This is a genomic window from Psittacicella hinzii (assembly GCF_003585885.1).
Classification (GTDB): Bacteria; Pseudomonadota; Gammaproteobacteria; order Enterobacterales; family Psittacicellaceae; genus Psittacicella.
The window spans coordinates 1-23,661 of record NZ_NRHC01000043.1 but is presented as its reverse complement, the minus strand read 5'-3'; the positions used below and the strand labels follow the sequence as shown (position 1 = coordinate 23,661).

The 23,661-nt window shown below is 39.3% G+C and carries 12 protein-coding genes; 2 read left to right on the top strand and 10 right to left on the bottom strand.

Annotated elements, in window-relative coordinates:
• Nucleotides 1-425 precede the first annotated feature (425 nt).
• The 9 genes from CKF54_RS08140 to traN all read right to left on the bottom strand — a co-directional run bounded on the left by CKF54_RS08140 (nucleotide 426) and on the right by traN (nucleotide 20,783).
• The gene (locus tag CKF54_RS08140; protein ID WP_222987504.1) at nucleotides 426-2,021 is read right to left on the bottom strand and encodes a hypothetical protein; all 1,596 of its coding nucleotides are present in this window, start codon (nucleotides 2,019-2,021) and stop codon (nucleotides 426-428) included.
• A complete protein-coding gene (locus CKF54_RS03975) occupies nucleotides 2,014-2,325 on the bottom strand; it encodes a hypothetical protein (protein WP_119525002.1) in 312 nt (103 codons plus the stop codon). Before CKF54_RS03975 ends, CKF54_RS08140 begins: the two co-directional genes overlap by 8 nt.
• 459 nt (nucleotides 2,326-2,784) lie before the next feature.
• Nucleotides 2,785-3,279: a hypothetical protein gene (locus CKF54_RS03970; protein ID WP_119525000.1), complete on the bottom strand. Its 495-nt coding sequence runs from the start codon at nucleotides 3,277-3,279 to the stop codon at nucleotides 2,785-2,787.
• A gap of 252 nt (nucleotides 3,280-3,531) precedes the next feature.
• Nucleotides 3,532-5,244 carry a hypothetical protein gene (locus tag CKF54_RS03965; protein WP_119524998.1) on the bottom strand — a complete coding sequence of 571 codons (1,713 nt, stop codon included), beginning with the start codon at nucleotides 5,242-5,244 and terminating at the stop codon, nucleotides 3,532-3,534.
• Between the two features lie 90 nt (nucleotides 5,245-5,334).
• Nucleotides 5,335-12,255, bottom strand: a complete 6,921-nt coding sequence (locus CKF54_RS03960) for a hypothetical protein (RefSeq protein WP_119524996.1) — start codon at nucleotides 12,253-12,255, stop codon at nucleotides 5,335-5,337.
• Between the two features lie 65 nt (nucleotides 12,256-12,320).
• Nucleotides 12,321-14,678: a conjugal transfer protein TraG N-terminal domain-containing protein gene (locus CKF54_RS03955; RefSeq protein WP_119524994.1), complete on the bottom strand. Its 2,358-nt coding sequence runs from the start codon at nucleotides 14,676-14,678 to the stop codon at nucleotides 12,321-12,323.
• Nucleotides 14,679-14,964: 286 nt separating this feature from the next.
• Nucleotides 14,965-16,326 carry a conjugal transfer protein TraH gene (locus CKF54_RS03950; protein WP_119524992.1) on the bottom strand — a complete coding sequence of 454 codons (1,362 nt, stop codon included), beginning with the start codon at nucleotides 16,324-16,326 and terminating at the stop codon, nucleotides 14,965-14,967.
• Between the two features lie 262 nt (nucleotides 16,327-16,588).
• Nucleotides 16,589-17,590 (bottom strand): conjugal transfer protein TraF, encoded by a 1,002-nt coding sequence (gene traF / locus CKF54_RS03945; RefSeq protein ID WP_222987503.1) that lies wholly within the window; start codon nucleotides 17,588-17,590, stop codon nucleotides 16,589-16,591.
• A 376-nt stretch (nucleotides 17,591-17,966) separates the two neighbouring features.
• Nucleotides 17,967-20,783, bottom strand: coding sequence for a conjugal transfer protein TraN (gene traN, locus CKF54_RS03940; protein ID WP_119524988.1), 2,817 nt, complete (start codon nucleotides 20,781-20,783; stop codon nucleotides 17,967-17,969).
• 1,264 nt (nucleotides 20,784-22,047) lie between these two features.
• On the opposite strand from traN, the gene CKF54_RS03935 reads away from it, so the two are divergent.
• Entirely contained in the window at nucleotides 22,048-22,269 is a 222-nt protein-coding gene (locus tag CKF54_RS03935) for a Panacea domain-containing protein (RefSeq protein WP_119524986.1), read from the top strand.
• 273 nt (nucleotides 22,270-22,542) lie between these two features.
• Complete coding sequence (locus tag CKF54_RS08260; protein WP_262407807.1) at nucleotides 22,543-22,674, top strand: hypothetical protein; 132 nt, start codon at nucleotides 22,543-22,545, stop codon at nucleotides 22,672-22,674.
• Between the two features lie 405 nt (nucleotides 22,675-23,079).
• Here the strand turns inward: CKF54_RS08260 and CKF54_RS03930 are convergent, their stop codons facing one another.
• Nucleotides 23,080-23,412, bottom strand: a complete 333-nt coding sequence (locus tag CKF54_RS03930) for a DMT family transporter (RefSeq protein WP_262407806.1) — start codon at nucleotides 23,410-23,412, stop codon at nucleotides 23,080-23,082.
• Nucleotides 23,413-23,661: the final 249 nt, after the last annotated feature.

The window sequence follows — 23,661 nt, the reverse complement described above, 5'->3', positions numbered from 1 at the left end:
AAACTCCAGATTTGCAGATTGTTCGATAGCCTGGAGAGTGAGAGTTTAAAAATTGGCGTGAATTGTAAAAATTGGAATAAAATTTGGAGAGAGTTATAAAACTTGGAATAAATATTTAGAGAAAGTTATAGAAATTAGAATCAAAATTTGAGGAGAATTATAAAAACCGGAATAAAAATTGAAGAGAGTTATAAAAACTGGAATAAAAATTTAGGAGAGTTGTAAAAATTGGAGAGAAATTCGAATTTATAAGCTAAATTCATTAGCATAAATCCATAACCTTTAAGAGGTGAAAATAGAATTATTAACCCCTCTATAAATTTGGATTAGGTTAGAGCAAAACAAAGAATTGTTAAAGCATTTAGGAAAGTATCTAACCAATCTAACTAACAAATACGTAAATTGTTAAGTTAACATGGGTTCAACTAATCAGCAAACAAGCTATTAAGCTCTTGTTCTTGATATATCTTTACCAGTAGGGGGAGGATTGGTAAATCCACAAAGTAGCTATACTTGATTTGCTGTCTTGCGGCATCATACTGTTGTTCATCATCAGCTTGATAGAGCAAAGCTACTAACTGACGTTCAAGCTTTGACATACGTAAGTAAGCCCAAGTATCTGGATGTAAATAATGTTCTAGATGCATCAGTAGCTTTTCCAAAGGAAGCTCTTGCCAAGAATTGTTACTGTCAGTATTTAAGTTATCCCCACTTATCTCCAAAAGAGGATTATGTTTAGAGAAAACTCTTAACTCTGGTAAATGTGGATTTGCACAAAAAACATTTACTCCACCCTCAAGTCCAAAACTTTGGTGGTCAAGTAAATGAAACTGACAGAGCAAGCTCTCAAGAACTTCTTCATTGAGTTGTCGCTCTAAGTTCGAGGCTAAAAAGTCGTAACTAACAGAAAGAATTTCCATTTGCATTAACTCTTGCGCTGTTAATGGGTAAGTTGCTAATTCATCAATTAGTTCTTTACCCTCAAAGGTATAACACAACTCTTGCTCAAAGACCGCTTGCGTATAAAGCCGCTCACCATCTTCGCTTTGCTTAAACTGCTTATCAGTTTTACCTGTACTTGTGCTTGCTCTTGTACTTGTATTTGTACTGGTAAACTTGGAGTTTGCAGTATACGCACCTCGAGCTTTTTGAGGATTGTTAGCTTGATTGTTAGATTGCTGGCTAGCTTGATAGCTAACTTTGCTAGACTTACTGAACTTACTCGTTCTACCAGAAGAATCTGAATCCTCTGAAAATGCAGAGTTAGCTGAGTTAGCTGAGTTAGCTGAAGAAGCTGAAGAAGCTGAAGAAGCTGAAGAAACAAAATCTAACCCCTCATCTTCTTCCTCATCATAGAAAGCATTAGTTTGTCTTGCTAACTTTGTTTGGGTGCGACGTGCAGCTTGTGCTTGTTCTTTTAAGCTAGAAAGTTCTTTTTTGATTTCGTTTTTGTAATTGGTAAAACGACGTGAGGAACTATCTTGACTTACGGCTTTGCACATAACTTCTACAGGCATTTGTTCAAACTCATTAAAGAGCTCATCTAAACGTATAGCTGTAAACTGTAAAGCAGTAGAGGTTCTCTTTGCACGTGTGCTTCTTTTGCTTTCCTGGTTGAGTTGTGTGGAACGAGATGAACAAGCTATGCTAGTAGGTTTATCAGTGCTGGAGGTTTGATCATGACTAGCTGTGATATCGTCGCGAGCTTTCATATTACTCCCAGTTGTTATATCACTCCTAGCATCTACTTGTTCTTGCTGAACAAGTTGTTCTTGATGTACAAGTTTATCTTGTTGACTTTGCAGTTCTAACCCCTCTGACTGTTCTAGCTGTTCTAGCTGTTCTGATTCTTCAACCTCTTTATCTGAGAACTCTAAGTCTATCTCTGTTGCTAATTTATATTTAGCTTCTGTTTCAAATTCTGATTCAGTTTCAGTTCCATCATCTTGATACACTTGTTGAGCTTTGCAAGGTTCAAGCTTTTCAAAGAGGTCAAGGAGTTCTTCTTTTATACTATTCATCACTTTTTTCCTCTTCAAGATCAACGAGTTTGCTAAACAACTGCCACATAAGCACTAAACGTTCAAGCTTAGCCTGCCAAGTTAAGTTGCTTTCTTGCTGATAAAGTTGTTGAATGAACTCAAGTTTAACTTCAGTAAACTTACTTTGACTAAAGTTAACTTCGTGGGCTTTGGTAAAACTTTGCCAAACTTGACTAGCGTTTAACTGTTGACGCCAATGGATTGGCGTCACAGGAACTTGCTGGTTTTGCAAGCGCAAAGCTTGCAAAGCATTAACTAAGAACAAAGACTTAGCCTTCACCATAAAGTTACGTGGGTTGAAGTTTTGCTTAGCAACAGCTTCAAGCAGAAGTTGGTTCCTTTGCCTAAAACTTTTGGCAAGTTCTCCAGCAAAACCTTGCCCGAGATTTTGTAAACAGTTAAGTTTTTGCTGGAGTTTACGATGCTCTAGGCGTAATAGAGCTTCTTGATGATAGCGCTCTTTGGCTTCTTTATTTGCACGCCAAGCTTGTACGTTCTTTTCTTTACCAGTAAGTACAGGAGTAGCTTCTGTTAACTCTAAGGCAAAGTTTAAATCAGTTACCGAGGTTTGAGGTTCAACATTTTGTTCAAGAAGATATTGGGGAAAAGTTGGGGGAGTACTTCTATCCCCTCTATCTTCTTTACTTACTTGAGATTGATCTTGACAAGGAGCAAGTTCTACTTTCCCAGTGAGTGATTGTCATCCTTGAGGTTTTTATGCTCTTTTCTGTTGTCTGTATGGCTATTGGTCTTCATTGCTCTTGCCCTCATTACTACCATTCACAGAACAGCTACTTTCTTGAGTAGTTTCAACAGTTGGCTTGGTAGCTTCTTCTACCTCACTAGCTACTTCAGTAGCACTTAAGTTTAGGAGCTCACTACTTTGACTTTCGTTAACTGTACTAACAGAATTAACTTCATTAATTTCATTAACCCCACTAGTTTCAATAGCTTGCGCTTGCAGTTTTTCTCTGCATCTTGCACGATAGACTTCAAGTCTTTCTTCTTTAGGTAAGAGTAAGTCTGTGTCTACAAAGAACTCTTGTTCCAGTTCATTAAACTCTGCTTCAAGTTTTTGTTCTTCTGGAGTTAATGGACCTTTTTGTAAACTTTCATGGATATGGATGTCATTATCCATGTAAGTGCCTTTTAAAGATTTTAAATAAGTTTCAGGATCTTTCATTAGGAGATCTAGATCAGATGGTACATAGGTTGGTTTCTTTTTTCTTGCTTTCATCGCAATTCCTCATGATTTTTACATTCGAGTTTATGGTTGATTAAGATGATGTACATTTGGCTAAACTAGCCAAATGTACCCTTAGGAGGGAAAAATAAAAACTCAAGCCTAGCTTCAGCTTTCAGAAATATGCCTAGCGTGATATTAACATACTTAGCTTACACATATATGCCTAACTTACGCGCATATGCTCAGTTTATACCCGTATGCCTAAACTACACGCATATGCTTGGTCTATACTTATACATCTAGCTAATCATCTAAGCATGATTCTGAAGTATAGGTTTTAGCATAGCTGTAATTAGTTATCCTAGTAGGAGCAGAGCGCTTAGGAGGTTCTTTCGGAGAAGTTGGTAAATATTGGTTTACCGGAGCCTCATCAAACTCTAGAGGCAATAGGGTAGCAGAAACAAACTCTTTTTTGCTTCGTTTTGAAGCGTTATTTTGCTTCTTAGTCTGACTGAAGATTTGTTTAGGGGACTGATCCAGCTCTTTAACTTCTTTACTGACTGATGCGCTTTGTTTGGAGGTAGAGATTGAGTTTTGCAGGGTACCGTGGTTTGAGTTTTGCAAGGTACCTTGGCTTAAAGTTTGCAGGACACTCTGGCTTGAAGGTTGCAGAGTAGCCTGACTTGTAGTTTGCTCTGTTCCTTGACCAAAACTTTGCTTAGCTTCCTGACTGTGTTTAGCAGTTGAACTTGACAGATAAGAGGCGCTTGAAGCTAGTTCAGCAGTTTGAGCGGAAGTTTGAGCACAAGCCTCTGCATCAGCTAGATTTACACTGACTTCAAAAGCTTGGTCTGAACTTAGATTACTTAGATTAGAAGATCTATTCGTACCTAGATTAGGAGCCTGTTTGTCTTGCTTGCCTTGTTTGGCTTCTAAACTTGCAAGTCTCACTTGCTCTTGTGCTTCTTCTAACCCCTTACTTAGCTGCGCAAAGCCTTCAGTAAAAGCTTGCTCTTCAAGCTGTTGCCATTGCAAATCTAAATGATCGGCTAGCATTTGCCAACGCAAGATATTAATAATTTGCTTGTAGTTAAAATGCTTGTCATGCAAATGAATTTGCCACAAGGATACTAAATGTTGCAAATAACTTGCTAAATGTTGTTTACCTTGTAGCTTACTTCCTGCGAGCAAAACCTCTTCTAACAATGCTTGACTGTTAAAGCCATAACTTTGTTGCTCTTGTTTATACTGTTCTAGAAGCGCTTGAGTTTTGCTATAACCAAGAGCTTGTTCTTTACCATAGCGTAAGCTTTGGTAAAGTAAACTTTTCTTGTCCTCTTGTTTAAAGAGCGCAAACAGCTCCTGTTGCCAATTCGGCACCAAACACGTCAATGTCTTTTGCACCTCATCTGTCAACAAAAAGTCTCTATATACACCAAACAAAGCTTGATAAGTTGAGGCTTCCTGCACTTTGGGGCTATACCAAGCTATCTCAAGGCTTTGTAGGTCTGGTACTTGGGAAGTGTACCAAGCTTCTAGATCTAAGTTAAACAAGCCAAGCTCTTGCTCTTGGATACAAACCTGTACCCTACTTCTTACCTCCCAAGCTGTCATTAAGAGATTTGCAGCCATAAAGAGCAAGCCACTGCTTAGTCTTTGGTTAACACTATGAGCTTGTAACTGCTTGGGAGTATGAGCAAGATAGTAGGACAATCCTTTTTGACTAGAGTAAAGGAAAAACTCTTGCGCTCCTTGGGCATGAGCAAACTCTCCTTTACGCTGGTAGGGTAAAGTAAATAGGAGCTTATGAGCTTGCTTGAGCATACTCTCTAAGAGAGTAAGCTCAAGCGGTAGCTCCCATGCTAGGGTTCGACGTAACCCCTCAAGAGGAGACTGACGTAAGTAATCACTTTGCTCGGGGGTAAGATAATAAAGACGATTACCATTAAGATAGCTTTGCTCTTGCAAGCATGGGTTTGCTAAATGAAAAAAGTCGGTGTAAGTTACTCTTTGCATAAGAACTATTCCTTAAGATCATTATCGTCTACATATCTGCATTGCAACTCTTCCTCACTCGGCAATTTTGCACAATCGAGAAGCAAATAATTAATCACCTAAGATATCTTCATGCGCAAGTCTTTGCGAACAATATTGAGCAATAAAGTCCTTTCTTGCTTGCATTAACTGCTGGCAAAGCATTGCCTGCTCTTTATCTAGTTGGTAAATACCGTAAGCAGAACAGTAAGTTTGTTGTAGGTCAAACTTACGACTAAATGCCCAGCTAAACTGCATTTTATTAGTCAAGCAAGCATGGTAGTTTTGTAAAGTCACAAAGAGATCACGCCAGTGGAGATAGAAAAGACGACTTTGAGCTAACAGTAGGTTAACGCTGTAGTCAGGAAGATAGTCACTGACATGCAGATCATGAGCAAACAAGTTAGTCGCACAAAGGTTAAACACTTGGTAAACCTTAGTTGGATCCAAGTAAGCATCAGCAATCGGTTGCATAAAATGCTTATTAGCATAACCAAACTGGCGAGTATAACTCGCTTGTCCGTAAAGATAGGTAAAAACTATCTTCTCTCTTAGTTTCAGAGGTAACTCTATGAGAGGCGGTAGCCTCTCTTGAGTTACCAAGGGAGAACTATTGTTACGGATAAAGTCATTGGTTAAAGCAACTAGGGGGAGTTTAGTTCCTTTATTACCAACTAAATCTTGCGTTAACTCTAGTTCAGGATTTTGAGCTAGGTACTTGTCCAAAAGTTGCTCATCTCTTGCTGGTAATGAGCTTACTCTTGTGTAAGTTAGCTCTTGAGGTAAAAGTGAAGTTGCTAAATGTTTATTCAAAGTTACTAAACCTTGTGGACTAGCTACTTGTTTTAGTAACAGACTATTGTTTATTAACCCCACTCCTTTATCGCTTGAACTTTTATCTCTTGAACTTCCATTCATTAAACCCACGATGAAGTTTTTACTTTGTGGAGAACGAGATTGCGAAGTTAGAAGATTTTCATTTGTGAGTTCAGCTATAACAGTTTCATCTGCAAGTCCTGTTACAACTTTTTTATTTGCAAACCTTGAGGGGTTTGCCATTTCATGAGAGTTTATGGTTTCTTTAGTGTAACTATTAGGATTACTACTATTCTTAACCCCTCTCACCTCATGAGTATAGCTATCCCCATAAACCTCACTGCTATTATACAAATAAGAGTTAGATAACTCTTTAAAAAATAGTTCTTCTTTTTCTATCTTACTACTTTCTTGTGTTTTAAGTTGAACTTGTTGTTCATTTTGTGGAATATGTCGCTTTTTTCGTGTAAAAAGAGAAGAAAATTTTGCAGTGGTGGTACTTAGTTTGTGTTTGATTGAGTTTTGAAGTTGTTGTTCATGTTTGCAAACTTGACTGGAGGCTTGGCTTGTACCCTTTGCTTGAACGGAAAACTTGTCTTGGGTTGCAACCTTTGCTTGAGAGGCAAACTTATCTTGAGTTACAAGTCTTTCTGGAGTTGTAGCTTCAGCTTCAGATTTCAACTCAAGGAGAATTTGATCAAGTTGAAGTAAGTACTCATGTCTGGAGTTTAAGAGCTCTTGCCAAAGTTCAGCAAGAACTATATCTGGATTAAACTTTCTTCTTGAGGTAGCTGAACAAGCTATGGAGTTACTAGCATAAAACAAGTCCTCTTCTGACAATACTTGGAGGATTTGCTCGTCTTCTGCCCCTGCCTCTTTAACTTGAACATTTAACCCCACCTTGGTATCTGAATCTATTTGTTTCTCTTCTACTCCTATTGCGGTTTGAGTAATGTCCCCTGTTTGCTCTTGTAGTTCAACAGGATCTACTGGTATTTCTTCACTTTTTCTTCGACCAAAGAAATCTTTTACTCTACGTAAAAGAGTTTGGGGTAGAGTTAAGGTGTTCGGGAGGAGCTCTTGAGAGCTCTCTCCTTGAATTAGATTGTTAGATGTTTGTGGGTTTACCTCCTTGGTATGTTTGGGGGTTAAAGAGAAAGAATAATCTGATTTTAATATAGTGAGTTTGGCTAGAAGAGTTGGATCAACTCTTCTTTTGTAAAGAACAACTAAGGCTTGTTCAAGCCAAGGCTGCTTAACCTCGGTTAAGAAGCCATAGCTTTGCCTAAGTTGCTCAAAAAGGTTTACACTCTCTACCAAGCCGTAGGCTTGGTGAGTTTGCAGTAATTTGTACTTACGGAAAAACTGCCCTTGCAGTAAAGTACGAGAAGCCAATGGTTTTTGCCAGAGAACTTGAGCAACCAGCTCTTGGCTTAGTTCTGCTCTTTCTTGGGCAGGCAAAGTCACCTCTTTACTTTGACTTAAGAAAGTAGTGAGTAAAGTTCGAGGACTTTGACAAGCTTGGCTGGCGCCTAGGCGCCACTGCCATGCTTGCCAAAGATAATTTCCTCTAACTTGCAAATGCTGGTTTGCTTGGATAAGCAAAGCTCCATACTGCAAGTTAGCACTATAATCACAACTATAACTAGAGTTAACAACCAGAGCTTGCTGTCCTTGAGCATGCAAAGCTTGGTGCTTTACTTGCCAAGACTGCTGACGCAGTTGTAGGTTTCTCTGCCACCAGAAGAAGTAGGTTTGTAAATGGTACAGGGCTAGTTCTTCTTTAGTTGCTTCCTGTTTAATTTGTTCTTGTTCTTTATTATCTACTAGGGCATATGCCAAAGGTAGCAAGCTATGCGCATCATAAAGAACCCAACGATAGTTTTTTAATGACAAGGTTTGCATTTGTCCTTGGTTATAAACCAAGGCGTAAAAATCTTTACCTACTTGGAGTTGTAAGTTAGAAGAAACCTCGTCAGTGAAGACAAGAGCAAACAAATCTCGCTCTTCGATAAATGCTAGATAGATTTCACGCCAGAATTCGATCTTGTCAAGCTCGTACTGTGGTAAACAACGACAAAGGTAAGCAAAGAGTTCACTCTTTTGCCACCTTTGCCAGCTAACCTCATTAAAGTCTGCTAAATCCACAGTAACCTCTTCTAGCAAACCTAACTTGAAGTCCTTTAAATGTAAAACCTTATCTTCATCATAAAAACTAGCAAGTATTGCTTCCTGCTGGCTTCTTTTTCCTTTTCCAAGAGAAAGAGAAGAAGAAGGAGAAGTTAATCCCACTTCAGAGGTTACCCCTATTTCTTTGGAGATAGTCTTTAGACTACTAGCAAGATCTTTTTCTAGCTCTTGCTCGAGCCAAGCTTGCTTGGCTTGCGCAAGATAGTCTTCTACCCAACTTATCAACCCCTCTTTACTAAAGATCTTAGCTAGATAATAAACTAGATTCAAAGTTACTTTGTCCATACTTGGAAGTTCATCTTCTACGTCAAACTTATCCCCTCTACTTCCCTTATCCGAACTTGTTTTATTGTCCGAACTAGTTTTATTGTCCGAACTCGTTTTATTGTCCGAACTAGTTTTATTATCCGAACCCGTTCTATTATTCTCTCTAGTATTGTTATTCCCACTAGCGTTATCACTTACTACTTTAGAACTCTTACTTCCCAAACAGAACTTAAGCCAAGTGCTTAAGTTAGGTAAGTCTGTTGCACGTATTTCAAGTTGCAAGGACTGTTGTAAGCTAGCTAAATAGTTTGGATAAGTAGAGCAGGCTTTTGCTAGGTTAAAGATGGGAGTTATATCTGCTTGTTGACTAACCACACAAGTTTTACAAAGATACTGCGCTAGTTGTTCACCTTGAGGTACCAAAGCTTCAGGTGTTTGCCATACTTGATCTTTTACCTGACGGTTAATTCGCTTTTGAGACGGTAATAGCTGTGCAACTCTGTCACCTAAAGCTCTGGCAAAATGCCAAGTGGTTGATTGCGGTAAAGTTAAACGTGCTTTATTCGCGAGGTTACACCAATTGAGATAAAACACTTCTTTGTGCGCTAGTCTTTGACGTAGTTCTTTGGCTTGCTGATAAGAAAAAGGTTGCTTAAGGTAATCACTTTGCCAGATTAAACGTTCTAGTTGAGGTTCAAGCTCTGCAAGTTTAGCAGAGTCTGCGCTGTAACTAGGAAGAACTATTAACCCCTCTTTGGTTATGCCAGTTACTGGTTTAGGATAAGGAGCTCCTTGCTCTAGTTGCTCTATAACAAGTTGCCAACTATAGTTTTGTAGTTTATTATCCCCACTAGTTTCACTTGCACGAGCAAGAAGCTCTTGAGCACAAGCAACAAATAGGTTTACTCTGTCAATTGCTTCAGCTTTAGGGAAGTAGCAGTTTTGGGTTAAGAGGAGTTCAAGTTGTTTACCAGCAAAGTGAAGTTCAGATTTTATAGAGGCATAGATTGCTAGAAGTTCTAGTCCAAGGTGGTAGAATTTACTTTGCAGTTCTAGAGAACGGCTAACTGCCTCTGGCGTTAGACGCTGACGTAAATGAGGATTTAACCAAGAGAACTTTGCCAGTAAATGAAAGTATGGTTCATCTGCTAAACTTGCGTCTAACTCCAGCCCCCAGCTCTTTGCGACTAAATGGCGTTTAAAACGGTTCCACACAGCCCCAAAGAGATCAACAAGTTGATCTTTGTTAATACGCGTTTGGTCGCAAGTAGAAGAGTAAGTTTGTTTGAGCAACTGATCTAACCAGTCCTCCAGAGGAAAAAGTAAACATTTACTTGGTAAGTAAATACGTAGTTGTTTCCACGCAGGAGGTTGAAGGGCAAACTCAACTTCTTGTTTTAGTTCCATATAGAGAATACTTTGAAAAAGAGAGCTCTTTAACTCACTAGTGGTAAAAGGCGAGTAGTGAGGTAATGAGTTTTCTTGTTCTACCTCTGGTTTGGGTGCTTGATCTAGTCCTCGTTTGTGTTCTTGATCTGGTTCTCGTTTGTGTTCTTGATCTGGTTTTCGTTTGTGCTCTTGCTCTAGTTCGCATTTATACACTACTTTTTGTTCTGACTGTCCAGACTCTACTGCTATATTTTGCTCATGCTCAGCTATTCTCCCTTCTCTTTGTTTGTAAATCGCAATGCGTTCAGCTTGCGTTCTTATCCCCTCAAAATATCCTTGAGGTTTGTTCCATAAGCTCACTGCGTCTTTTTCTCCAGCAAGTAGAGCATCAAGTAAAGTTTCTGGTGATAAGCTTTTTTCTAGCTTACGCAGATACTCGCAGGTATAGCCATGATGGAGTTCTGCGAGTAAGAGAGGTACTAGTTCATCAGCATAGTCGGTGAGCAAGCGACAGACTATGCTGTCTAAGAGATGTTCAAGGCTTACGCCTTGTCCCTCTCTAAGTACCTTACCTTGCGTAAGTAAAGGTAAGTATGGCGTTACTTGCTCTAAAGGTATATGCTTACTCACTCTCTGCAGCAGAGAACTGAAACTAAAGTTAGTCCCTAGTTCTGCTTGTTCTTTTGCCTGCTCCTTGGCATAAAGCAAAAACAATTCTGGAGCAAGAGCTCGCATTTCCAGTTCTTGAGGACTAAACCAAGACAAACTTACCCTCTCGGGTTGTAAAGCTATTCCAAGCTCTTGCCATAGTCCAAGCTCTTGGAGGTTTGAGATAGTGGCTGTAACTACAGCTTGTGCTGGAGAAACAATTAACCAACTACGCAGAACTTTTTTAACCCCTGCAAAATGCGGATTAGCACGCAATTGCTTGCGCAACTCTTTACAAGTAGTTGCAACTTGTTCAGTTTGTTTACCTAGTGTTGAGTAATCTCTTTGCCCGTTTTGTCCGTTTTGTCCGTTTTCTTCCCTTTGCTTTACTTTTCTACTTTGCTCACAGTGCTCACTTTGGGACACAATCAGCTCACTTTCCCCACAGTACTCACTGAACTCGCTTTGCTTGTGTCTAAACCATAGGTTAAAACTATGCTGTTGGTATCTACGTTCTAATAGCTCTCCTAAATAGAGATGAGCTAGAGCTAAATCTCGTTTAGCTGGAGTTAGAACTTTTGCAGGTACTAAATTGTAACAAGGTACAACTTCTACCTGACGTAAGTTAGTAAGGTTGGTTATACGCCAAGGACTACTTGTACTTGGTAAGTAGTCAAACTCACTGACAATAAACTTAACAGCTTTCGAAGACGATGCTGTCTTAGCTTGATGTTGCTCTTTGTACTCTTGTTGCCCTTGTTGCTCTTGGAGTACTTGTGCTCCGTTCTGTCCTTGTTCTTGTTGTTGCATTCTTTGCTTTTGGAGTTCTTGTTGCTCTTGTAACTCAAGAGCTGCAACTCCTTTGGCTACTTGCAACACTCGACTTTGTTGACAGTTGTAACCCAACAGATTAGCTTGTTGCTGGTATATATCTTCCCACCAACTAAAGATCTCTTCACCATTCCATTGCTGGGTGACAAAATTTAACCCCTGCGAAGTTAAGTAGCCTTGCGCTTGCGCAAGCTCATCTGCTTGACAGAAGATCACTAAATTACGACTATCTGGGTTAATCCTGAAAGCATCACTTTTACCCCATCCATTTACCCCATTACCTCCGCCATTTCCTCTATTATCTCCGCTACTTAACCCCACTGCAGAACGTAAGTCTTGCCATAAAATCAATTCTTGGGTGGTATCATTAGCTTTTTGGTTAAAATCTTCTTTTACTTCAGCGAGCTTGGCAAAGCTTAGCAGAGGTAGTTGTTGATAGAAACAGAAACTTATCCCCTCTTGAGAATGAGAAGATTGGCTTGAGGAGCTTTGCTGATTTTGCTGGCTTTGAGAACTATGCTGGCTTTGCTGATTTTGCTGGCTTGGGTTATTTTGCTGTTTGTGTGGTTCTTGGTTACCTTGTCCTTGTTGAAACTGATTATGTTTTGCTTGCTCACGCTGATCTTGTTCTGCCAAGGTTAGGTAGTAACCAGTTAAGTAAGTAAAAACTTCAGCACTAGCAAAGTAACAACGCAAATGCCACTGCGAGCTCTGCCATGGTTGCGTAGCAACTAGCTGCGCAACTAGGGCATTTACTTGCAGGCTTAACCTCCCTTGTCCAGTTAACTGGACAAGGGTAATTTGAGGTTGAAGAGTAAAGGCGGTTAAACTACGCCAGGTTAGATATAACATACAGACCTCCGTTGTCTTGCCTATCCGTTATGGGGTATTACGTTGTTAGCTATTTAGCTATTGGCTTACTTGTCTCTTGCGCTATTATTTGAGCTGGTTACTTGTTGTAGAGCTTGTACCGTCATAGCTGATGGGGCTTGTTGGTTTACAGCTGTGTATAAGCTTACTGCTTTTTCATAAGCTGATCCTTGACTAAAGATTGCTTGCAGGTTCGCAGCTTGACGACGTTGCTCGGCATCAGGGATTAGAGCTGTTAAAGCTCGTTCATTTGCTAGCGCTTGATGCGCTAGCTGAGGATTGGCATTAACCATTCCTTGAATGTAGTCTCTAGCTTGACTATTGCTTGCTAAGCTTTGCGCTAGGGCAAGTACACTCATACTTTGATTTGCGCTTAAACGATCAAGGGTTTGTTGAATACGTTGGTTCTCTTGACTAAATTGTGTAGCTAGTTCATTACTTGCTTGCGCTCTTTGCTCTTGCTGTTGTGAGCTTTGCTCACTTTGACTTTGGCTTTGGCGTTGACCAACAGTACTTTGCTCGGTAAATTGCTTAGCTTCAATTTCGCTCGAGCTACGAACTTGTCCTTGACCTTGCTCTTGGGAGTTAATTGTAGTTTGACGAGAAGATACTTCATGGGCTGTACGGGCATTTATCCCCGCACCTCCAAGACCACCAGATCCCACTCCTGCAAGTCCCCCAGCTCCGAGACTACTAGTGGTACTTGCTCCCTCACTTGTAGTGGTGCTACTTGTTTGGCTCATACTACTAGAGCTCGTAGTTCCCTCGATATTGCTGCTAATTGATCCTTGGCTTGTAGTCGTACCTTGCTCAAATAGAGAACTCGAGCCTTGGGAGCTACTACTTCCGTGGCTCGTTGAACTCATTTGGCTAGCACTACTGCGCCAAATGGTTTGGAGTTGCTCTTGGGCGTTTTGTAAAACTGCACGCGAAGATTCAAGGGCAACAGCTCCAACAGCCATTTGCGCTCCGCTTTTGTAAGTTCCCTCATAAGCAGAGCTTGAGTAAACCGAACCAGCTTGTACTACCGGCGCAGCTTGAACTATGTTAGGACTTAAGTTCGCCGAGGCACTTGGCACCGCTGGTGCCAATTTACTCGCTAAACTCGTAGCAGCCACCGCTCCACCGTAGATTAAAAACAAGGCTAAACTTCCTACTGAAGAGAGTAACATCCCCGAAGTAGCAATATATGACTCTAACTTCTGACTAAAGAGCGTTATTCCCCAAAAACTATCAAGGGCAATATAACTATGTTGTAACTGACTTAAAGACTTACTAATGGCTTGTTGGTAGTAAAGGTTGATTATGCTAATAATCGGTTGCCACATTTGTAACCAAACCAAGAGCATAATAAACTTCCCTAGCATACGTAAACCAAAGTTCCCCAACATGAGCAACAAGAAGATAAAAGGCACCACTGCGTAGAAAAACCCTTCAAGAAAGGTAATTAAAGGTTTGACCGTACTGGTGAAAATATTCCCTTGTAAGCTCCACTGACTGTACAAACTTGCCAGGCTTTGCTTGAGAGTTGCATTCCCCAAATTGGTGTAAGCTGGTTGTTGAGCAATCATTTGCGCCATTGCCAGAGCGACTACGTACTTTTGGGCATCAAGTTGTCCGGCAGAGAGGATACTAATGTCGGAGTTAATACTACTTTGGTTAAAACCTTTGTCTTGTTTAAAAAGCTCACGACTTGCTTCAAGAGTTTGATTCTTGAGACGAGTAAAAGCTTCAGTACAAGTAAGAGTTGAGTAACTTTTGCCGTCTTTATCAAGAATACGTACATAGTAAATCGATGACTTAAAACCCACAGCATCAGGTAAACTCGAGTTAAGCAAGTCGTGTAGGTCTTGCGATCCTGAAGCTTCAACAGTTAGATTTAAACTAACATTAGTGCAATTAGTCAGATACTCCTGCCATGAGTAAGCGAGGTAAGCTCGCTTACCTTGGTTACTAAACATGCTCTCTAACACATTACTGCGCAATGCCAGTAGTTGCTCAAAGCTTTGCGTAACCGCAGGGTAACTTGAGTTAGCTTTGGCAGAGGTAAAAGCTTGCTCCATCATTTGCGCCAGTTGCTTACCAATATTGCTCGTAAAACTAGCAAAGATAGCTAAGCCCACAGGTACCCCTGCTACTCTTTGGCTTAGCAGACTATTACGATCGTGGAGATTGACATCAACACGCGGGACAAACAAAGCCGAGAGTAACAACCAAGTTATTGCTAGCTGTTGCACCTGCATAAAGCTGTTTTGTAAAACAGCATTTATGCCTAAGTGCAACACACTTAGGAGGAGAAAGATTTTTGCAGCAACCCAAATACTATCTCCTTGAAAGATCATGGCAATCCCTACAAGAATTGCTTGTAAAAACTTTACATCACCAATGACATAGATATCCCACATACATCTATTCTCCTAGTTAACTTGACTCACTCTTGGCGTTAAATTATTTGTTCGTGCACTCGACCTACTAGCGTTACTTTACTACTGCTTTTTCTTATATTCTTATCCCCTCTATTATTTCTAATTGTTGCCCGTAATAACCGCAATAACCTTAATTTAGTTTGCTGGGAGTAATTGCTTACTTTGAGTAACTGCTTGCTTTAAGTAATTACTTACTTTAAGTTAAGGCTTGCTTTGATAAAGGCTTGCTTTGATAAAGGCTTGCTTTGGTAAAGACTTGCTTTAGTTACTGCGGTTTAACCTTGCCGTAGTAAGGATTGAGTTGCAGTTGCAGGTTGTTGTAATATTCAACTATGGCACTAGGGTTAGCAAGTTCAGAGTAAGTATTGATAACGTCTACATAAGCTTGGTAACTATGTTGCAATAGTTGATTAAGCTTGTCATAAGTTGGACTTTCTTGCATTAACTGCAAAGCAGTAAATGCAAGTCTAAAGACATACTCAATTTCTTGGCTTGCATACTTGTAAGCTATGTAGTTAGCTGCAAAGTTAACAAAATCACGCGCAGCTGGTGGAGAGATCTGGGCTAAGGTTTTTATTTGGCTATTTATCCCCTCACCAATTAACAAAAGCTGTTGCTTTTGTCCATTGGTTAGAGAACCACGATTAGTCTCGTAGAGACTAATAACCCCACCGCTGTTACTCTTACCTAGGTAGAGCTCTTTGATTTGCTCTGGCAAGGTTTGTTTAGTCACGCGTTTGATTTTTATCTCTTCACACTTAGAATTAGCGCAAGTGTATTGCGAAGTAACCCCACCGTTAATTAACTTAGTAAAAGAAGTTAAATTACCTGGGTAGGCTTTGATTTGATCTTGCTCATCTTTACCTTTATGTTGAGGAATTACTACTAAAGTACCAGTCAGTGAGAGCATGCTCATAATCTGCTCTTGATTGAACTCACGTCCATAAGCTTTTTTAAAAGCTTCAAGCAAGATATTGCCGTAGAAGTTCTGTTTTACTTTAGAGTTAGTACGCAGAACTTCTTGTTTGGCTTCACTTGCTTGACTTGAAAAACTAGTAAAGGTATCCCCAAACCCTTTGATGTTTGCCATTAAACTAAGTTTATTGTTGGTCGAACCGGTAATAGCAGCAACTGAATCATTTACAATTCCTTGCGCTAACGCGCAAGAATTCCCAAAATACTGGTTGAGCATTTGAATTTTACGTTGCAAAGACTCAGTTATTTGACTACAAGTTGGGCATACATGAGTTAAAGCTAAACTAAAGCTATAACCTATCGCATTTGAAGCTACTGACTTTAACAGTAAGTTAAACTGTTCCTTGTTAATAAAACTCAAACTCCCACCATACATATCTATCCCTCCACAACCAGCATTTATGTACGGAGCGTCAAAGTTTAACAACTCGATGTTTAATAATTGGTTGCGTAAACTAAAGTTACCGCCATAGTAAACATTACGATCAAGGGCACGAATGCTAGCCGCGGAAGTATAATGACTTTGCACGTTGAGATGAGCGCTAATGCGCTCTTGGATAGAATTGGCAATGCTTACTGGTGGTTGCACCACCAAGCAAACAATTAACCATAACCTTACTAAAACGAGAAAAAATATCTTTACTTGATTCATACACTACTCGCTACTTACTACCTACTACTTACTACTCAATAAATACAACAAGTTGACGATTAATTATTTCGTTCTTCTTTTTAAGTTAATTAGGTTAATTGGGGCAATTAGTTTAATTAGTTAACCCCTCAACAAACAGAAGATCTATATTAACCCCTCACTACAAAAAAGAGATTTACATTAACCCCTTAATAGAAAGACCCCAATGACCAACTCATCGATATAGAGAGATCTATATTTAATCCCTCGTATATACAGAATCCTACTTACCTAACTTCTTAATTAGATCACCAACTTGTTCACTTTCTTGTAAGCGCTCGTTAATAACCCCACGCGCCAGATTAAACTGTTGGCGACTAATAATGTTTTCCTTGTACATAAAGCGCAGTAAACGCATTTCAAAGTCTTGGATATCAGTTGCTCCCTCAACGAGTACTTCTCCTTTCTCTAAACTAAAGACGTGCACCGTTGGTAATATCTCAACTTGAGCATTATCAGCAAATGCCAGCGCTTCCTCTGCTGGTAAGTACTCAAACTTCCTCAATTCAGGTATCACTTGACCATCAATGGCAGCGATTACCACCTTGATCCCCAAGGCTTCTGCGTTTTGCGCTGCAAGTATGGCAAAGTTCTTACTTTCAAAATCACCTGCTAGGGTAAAAACTAGTAAGAGCTTATGGGCGTAATGGCTAAGTACCATACGACGAGTATGCGCTGCCATTTGCTCACGGTATTGACGAGCAACTGCATTTTGAGGAAAAACGCCATTGTTATCTAGAAGAGCATTACCTTGGGTAAGTAAGGTTACTTGTTCACTAAACAAGCTCGCTTGTTGAGTTGCATAGTTTTGTAAATAGAGGTAAGTAAGAACATTTTCCTCACTTGGGTTATCAAGGGCTTGTTCAAGGTAGAGAGGTAATGCCATTTTGAGCCAAGCGCTACTAATAAACTTTGGGACAGGAGGAACTGTTGTTTTACTTGCAAGTTCTTCATCGGCGTCTTGCGCTAGTTGCCAGTTGTAGTAAAACCAACCGTAGCTTTGTCCTTGGTATTGCAAGTTGTTTTGTGCAGAGTTTGCGTTACTACTGTTTGCTGTGGTTTGTGAGCTCTGAGAGCTTTGCGAGACCTGCGAACCTTGAGAGTTTTGTAAGGCTTGAGAACCTTTAGAGTTTTGTAAGTTTTGAGAAGTATGCGAGCTTTGCAAGGTACTACTAGCTTGGCTAGTAGTACTTGCATAGCTCGTCTTGAAACCAAAGGTTAACATCAATCCCAAGACAACAATCGAGCAGAAGAAAAAGCAACTCCTGATAAAGCAACTCCTGATAAGGATTTTTACAAAAGGAGAAAGTAACATAAACACTCCTAGTAAAGTTGGTAAGGTAAATTGTTACGTAAAGTAGCAAGATGAAAAGTTAGGCAGAATGAATTTACACTTAAAGTTAAAACTGAATTAGTTTGGTTTAAAGTTAGGTTTAAAGTTAGGCTTACATTCTCCTCTAGGAAGGTAGATTTAGAGGTAGAGTTAGAGTTGTAGTTATGCTAAGAGCTAGGACTTATAATTCAAGCTAAGGTAGATTTAACATTTTTATCCCCTCTAGCAAATTAAACTCTAACTCTACCTCTACCTCTCAATCTAAGTTCTAGTCACTTAGTAAGAACATAATTGCACGCTCCACAAACGCATCAAGGGTTAACTGTTCACTTAAATGATCAAGACGAGCTTGGTTACGCTCACTAGCGTCACGCTGGTCATATTCAGCATTTGCTGAAATACGACTTAGTAAAGTTTGTTGTTTAGCTAACTTTTCTCCTAGTTGGGCAAACTCTGGGTTAGCTAGCATAATTGCAACCCATTCATCGAGGTTGATTTTGCTCCAATCAACTAAGGCAAGATCGTCGGTGGTTAAAGGTTCACAATTCGCTCCTTGAGGTATTTTGAGTTGCGCGCGAATTTGCTCTTGCAAAATACGCGCTAGGGGACTTGAGTAACAACAACTTACATGGGTCATTTGTACACAAGCACCTAGGATACGTTGACTACAATAGCTACGTTGGTATGAACAAGAGCGAAGTTTTTTCTTATTTGCTAGTTCCACTTCACTTTCGTTACAGCCGTAAGCAACCTCAAGAGCATTTTTACCAAAGCTATATGCCGAGTACACCGTCATGGCATAGTTAAAACCTTGGCTAATTGCTGGATTTAACTGGAGGTTACCCGTACTACCTTGCACGGTAAAAATCTTACCGGCAATATCTTCACCTAGGTTGTCTTGTAACCACTTGTACAAACTCTTACTTAGCTGTTGTAAGATCTGCTGTTGTGGTTCTGCGGTTGCTAGGTTACTGCTACTCGCACTAGCTAAGCTAGTGCCTGTAGCTGTACTATTACCCACAAGATTCTCATACAACGAAGTTAAATTTTGTTTACTAAACTCATAAGCTTTGGCAAAACCGGCATTGAGCATTTCTCCTAAGCTTGACCAAGAACCTAAAGGATTTTCATAACCAAAGCTTTTGGAGGCATACTCATTAAATTGCATGAGCTTAAAGCCAAGGTTCAAGTAGTCATTAAGAGAAACTTGACTTGGCAAGTTACAACAGTCCACCATGCCTTTGGCACTACAGCGACAGCTGTAGGGTCGCCCTGCAAAGACTTTACAAACTCCAGTACGTGGATCACACTGACTTTCTTCTTGGATGCCTCCAAGTAGAGAAACAGCTGCAATTACTTGCCCCATGTCTTGCTGTTGCCCTAAACGAGCACAGCCCATATCACCAGGTTGGCAAGTGAACCTTGCACACTTATTGGTGGTCGTGACCACAGTATTGCGATACTTAGCTGGCTTCTGACAAGAGTAAGTTATTAAACCGTTGTCATTAAGCAAGATCTTGCAGTTTTTCTCTTGCGAAACTGCGCCTTTAGTGCGATGAGCAACAATAAAGTCTGGACAGTTACGCCCCAGAGCACAAACTTGAGTTTCTGTACTTAGGTAGAACTTGTCTTGCTCACTAATTTCAATTTCTAATGGACAATCACTGCTCAATGGGGCACTGTTAAATTGCTCTGGGCATTTGCTTACTTGGTTACAAATGTAGCTGTAGCTATAACCTATAACCCCGCGCAGTTGATTACCTTTAGCTTTGCTCGCGAGCGAGGTATAAAACAAGCTGTACGGATCTTGTTGATCTGCAACTGCATCATTTTGTAAATAAATTGGTTCTCGAGCTGTACGGCTGCAAGTTGTTTGCCCCTGTTGCATCATTTGCTCGAGAGTGCGTTTACAACTTGCTGGTACTTTGGTCGTGTATTGCCAAGTGATTTCTATTTGCGAGCACCATACTGGTGCTTGCAAATAGGGGTTGTGAGGATTTTGAATACGGCAATACTGTTTACCGTTTATTGTGACGCAAGTGGTTTTATCTGTAGGTAACTTAACCTCTCCCTCGAGACAACGAGCTTTAAACTGGGGTTGTACAACTTCACCGTCTTTAACTTTGGTAAAATCTTGCGTAGCCTCGAGGCGAGTAAACTGTTCAAGTAAAGCAGCCCATGGACAATCTTCAAGATGCCAATCTATATGAGTTGCCATGATTTCGGCTTTATAGTATCCCCTTACTTTCAAGGTAAAAGGGACATTGTTCTTACCACGAACACGTGGATTAGCTACCGTAAACGCAAGTGCTTGCTGGCGTTGATTGTAAAGTTCAGATAGATCAAGTTCTTGTCCTGGACTAAGACGCTTACCATTTATACTGACGTTGCCACTAACAACTTTCACCACAAAACGCATTTGCGGTAACTGATGCGCAACTTCAAGGTTAAAGCTTTCTCGCATTAAACGCCCCGCCGAGTTAATTTGCGTTTGAAAGCAATCTTTGCCACAAACTTGATTATTTTGTAAAAACTGAGGTAGATCAACTAGGTCACCATATCCTTGGTTATCACCTTGCCATTGTGGTGTTACACGACAAGAGGCGAGCATAATACGCGGTTGGGTACAAGAAAGGTTTTTATTTTGTACCTGACGACAAGGTTGTCCTTGGTTGATGTTGCGTAGGGAATTAGCAACCCCATTGAACTCAAGGGCAGGCATGTTCTTTAAACTAATGGCTGCTATACCGCTAGCTTGATCACGGTACTCTTTGCTATGTTCCCAAGTTGCTAATTGCTGAGGATCAACAATAGTTGGCGAAGATTGGAGTAAACGAGCAACTATTTTGACTAACTCTTCCTGATGTTGAGGAGTTAGTTGTTGAAAATTGAGTTGGTTGAGATTAGCCCATTTGAGTTTGCTAATCTCTCGGATAAACTGTGGATCATTACGTAGTTGCTGATAAACTTGTTGGTCTGTAGCTTGTAATATGGCACGAGCTTGCTCGTGGTTAGCTTTTGCTGTTTGCCAAGTCAAACAGCAAAGAAGTAAGATCCCCCAGAAGTATTTCATTAGATAAGGCATGGGTAATCCCTAATGCTTCAATACATCAACTTAATACTGGTTGAGTATTTATTGTTAGTGGTTGAGTAGTTGTTAAACTGCTGGTGTTGAGTGGTGGATTGATTTAAGCAATCAGTTAAGTTAATTTGCAATTAGTGACACAGATAAATTAGTGACACAGATAAATTAGTGACAAAAACAATTAGTGACAAAAACAATTAGTGACAAAAACAAACTAGTGACAAAAACAAACTAGTGACAAAAACAAACTAGTGATAAAAACAAATTGGTGACAAAAACAAATTGGTGACACAAACAAATTAGTGGCACAAACAAATTAGTGGCACAAACAAATTAGTGGCACAAACAAATTAGTGGCACAAACAATTTAGTGACACATGAAAAGTAGTTCACTAATATGTTGTTGGGGGAAAGAGTTTATTAGAGGGAGAAAGGCAAAGAACTGTTATAAAGAGCTGTTGCAAAACTGGAGCATTGTAAAACAGTTTGAACTATTACTGAACATAGAAAGCAAAGCTTAATACTTAATAATAGTTAATGCTACCTTTGATATTTCGGTTACAATTGCTATTGTTGCTACAATTGCATCCTATAAAGTAATAACAGAACACAGTTCTACTTCGCTCTTAAATTGCTTTTGCACAAATTGGAGTTATTGATAGGATTAAAAAATTGGAATTGGAATTTTCTAAAAAGAAGTGTTTGCACTAGAGTTTGCATTCTCCGCTTAAAAGCTTTAGCTTTGATAGAAAAATTAAAAAGCTCTAAAGCTAGAAATCTTGAAAGCTCGAAAGCTAAGAAGCTACAAATTTTAGCACTCTTTGTTGCTAACAAAATTGAACAAGGAGATTAAGATTACAAAACATCTAGTGGGTATAAAAATTAAAGATTTGCTGAAATCTTTAGTTTGGTAAGATTAATTGTCTCTGTTTGAGGATAGGGATTATTTTGCAAGGCAAAATAATCTACGTTTGTAAGTTGTGAAATTACAAACGGAAAGGTAATTTTGTAGAAAAAAGCTCGTTTGTAGCTTAATCTAAGCAAAATTAAGTATTTTTTCTTAATTCGATATTTTTATTCTATCTTATTTTTAGATCAAAGTTTAATTTTTTATCTCGATTTTTAATAAAAATTTACAAAAGTATGATCTTGATCACACTTTTGAAGAAAACTTTTGTATTTAGTTTAGCTAGCCATGAACTTTTTTAACAAGCAAAGATAAAAGAGTTTAGAATAGGATTAACTGTAATCTTGGAGTAAAAATATGAACCTTTACTCAGTTGCTTCAATAGCAAATCATTTTATCGAAATCTCTTTAAAACGTCCGGACAAGCTCCCCAATCTCACTGTAATGAAACTACAAAGATTGCTCTTTTTTGCACAGGCTTGGCATATACAAAAGTATACAAATATCTTATTTGCTGATGCTTTTGTGCGTTGGCAGTATGGTCCAGTAATTCCCTATCTTTACTATGAGCTTAAGTAGGGATTCCCGAAATTGATCATTTTCTTCTAAATAAATTACTAAATAACATTAGGTTACCTCGATTTCTAGCAGGGCAGACTGCCCTTCTTTAAATCGATTGTTGACTTAATGTAAAGGTAAGAAATTTAATGATATTTAATCATTAGCTTCTTCTTTGTTCGGGAATCCCTACTTAAGGGATATGATTCTTCTCCTATTAACCAGCAACTAAATCTTGTTGCTCGTAAGATCGAAGACAAGAATACTATCTTATTCCTCAATGCTGTTATCGACATGTACGGTACATATGATGGTAAAGAGCTATTAGCTATGACGCAATCTGCAGATACAGCTTGGAGTCTTAACAAAAAGAGCTACTACATTGACCTCGCAGATTTCGTTGCTGGAGAAATTCCTACGGCTTAACACCTTTATCTTTAGCCCTTATTCTCTGCTCCTAGAAACTATGGGCTGTCTCCCTAAAATAAAAATAAGAAGACAATAGGGATAGATCTAGACAATGATAGACATAGACAAGGCTAGACATAGTCAATAAGAATATCCTGTAAAATAAACAAACATTAGGTAAGTACAGTACAAATATTAAGATTTGTAACGACTAAGGATCTCGGTTTCTTTTCTTTGAGAAAGGAGACCGAGATCCTTGGCAATTAAACATTCAACCATTACTAGTTATAACCTACTTGGCATCTCATAATCTAATCGACTATCTCATAGCCTCATTAGTTATCCATAATAGTTGTTTATTTAAGTGTATTGATATTATCGATTATCGATTATCGATTATCGATTGACTAGGTATTGTAAGGGTTAGTGACCTGCGGTTGATAGCTTTAATAAAGCTACCCCACCAACAATCATTCCTACTCCAACCCAACTTAAAAAAGTTGCAGGGTCTTTAAAGAACAGTACGCCAATAACAAAAGTACCAGCAGCACCGATACCTGTCCATACTGCGTAGGCTATTCCCATAGGGATTTCTCTAATAGCACTGTATAAACAAAAGCCACTTAAAGCCATACATACAGAAGCAATAACCCAACCTAAAATTTTAAACTCATTAGCACTATTTGCTAATTTTAAACCTAACGGCCAGCCAACTTCAAATAAACCGGCAACGATTAAAAATATCCAAGCTATCATAATTATCTATACCTTTAATTTAATCTCTTACTTGCCCTTAAGTTTGTACTTGTTCTAGTTTTTACTAGTATAGCAGTTATAGCAGTTATAGCAGTTATAGCAGTTATAGCAGTTAACTTTTTACATGTTGAGCTAATTTATCTCCCAATCCCATAAAAAGCAAAGCAGAGTAATCACTATTCTGATCTCTATGATCTCTATGCTTTACTTTACTGACTTAAAGATTTGCAGCTTTCTAGCTTTCTAGCT

Coding starts and splice junctions, on each gene's coding strand:
- CKF54_RS08140 (WP_222987504.1), bottom strand. CDS start 2,021: ATGAATAGTATAAAAGAAGAACTCCTTGACCTCTTTGAAAAGCTTGAA.
- CKF54_RS03975 (WP_119525002.1), bottom strand. CDS start 2,325: ATGGTGAAGGCTAAGTCTTTGTTCTTAGTTAATGCTTTGCAAGCTTTG.
- CKF54_RS03970 (WP_119525000.1), bottom strand. CDS start 3,279: ATGAAAGCAAGAAAAAAGAAACCAACCTATGTACCATCTGATCTAGAT.
- CKF54_RS03965 (WP_119524998.1), bottom strand. CDS start 5,244: ATGCAAAGAGTAACTTACACCGACTTTTTTCATTTAGCAAACCCATGC.
- CKF54_RS03960 (WP_119524996.1), bottom strand. CDS start 12,255: ATGTTATATCTAACCTGGCGTAGTTTAACCGCCTTTACTCTTCAACCT.
- CKF54_RS03955 (WP_119524994.1), bottom strand. CDS start 14,678: ATGTGGGATATCTATGTCATTGGTGATGTAAAGTTTTTACAAGCAATT.
- CKF54_RS03950 (WP_119524992.1), bottom strand. CDS start 16,326: ATGAATCAAGTAAAGATATTTTTTCTCGTTTTAGTAAGGTTATGGTTA.
- traF (WP_222987503.1), bottom strand. CDS start 17,590: ATGTTAACCTTTGGTTTCAAGACGAGCTATGCAAGTACTACTAGCCAA.
- traN (WP_119524988.1), bottom strand. CDS start 20,783: ATGCCTTATCTAATGAAATACTTCTGGGGGATCTTACTTCTTTGCTGT.
- CKF54_RS03935 (WP_119524986.1), top strand. CDS start 22,048: ATGAACCTTTACTCAGTTGCTTCAATAGCAAATCATTTTATCGAAATC.
- CKF54_RS08260 (WP_262407807.1), top strand. CDS start 22,543: ATGTACGGTACATATGATGGTAAAGAGCTATTAGCTATGACGCAATCT.
- CKF54_RS03930 (WP_262407806.1), bottom strand. CDS start 23,412: ATGATAGCTTGGATATTTTTAATCGTTGCCGGTTTATTTGAAGTTGGC.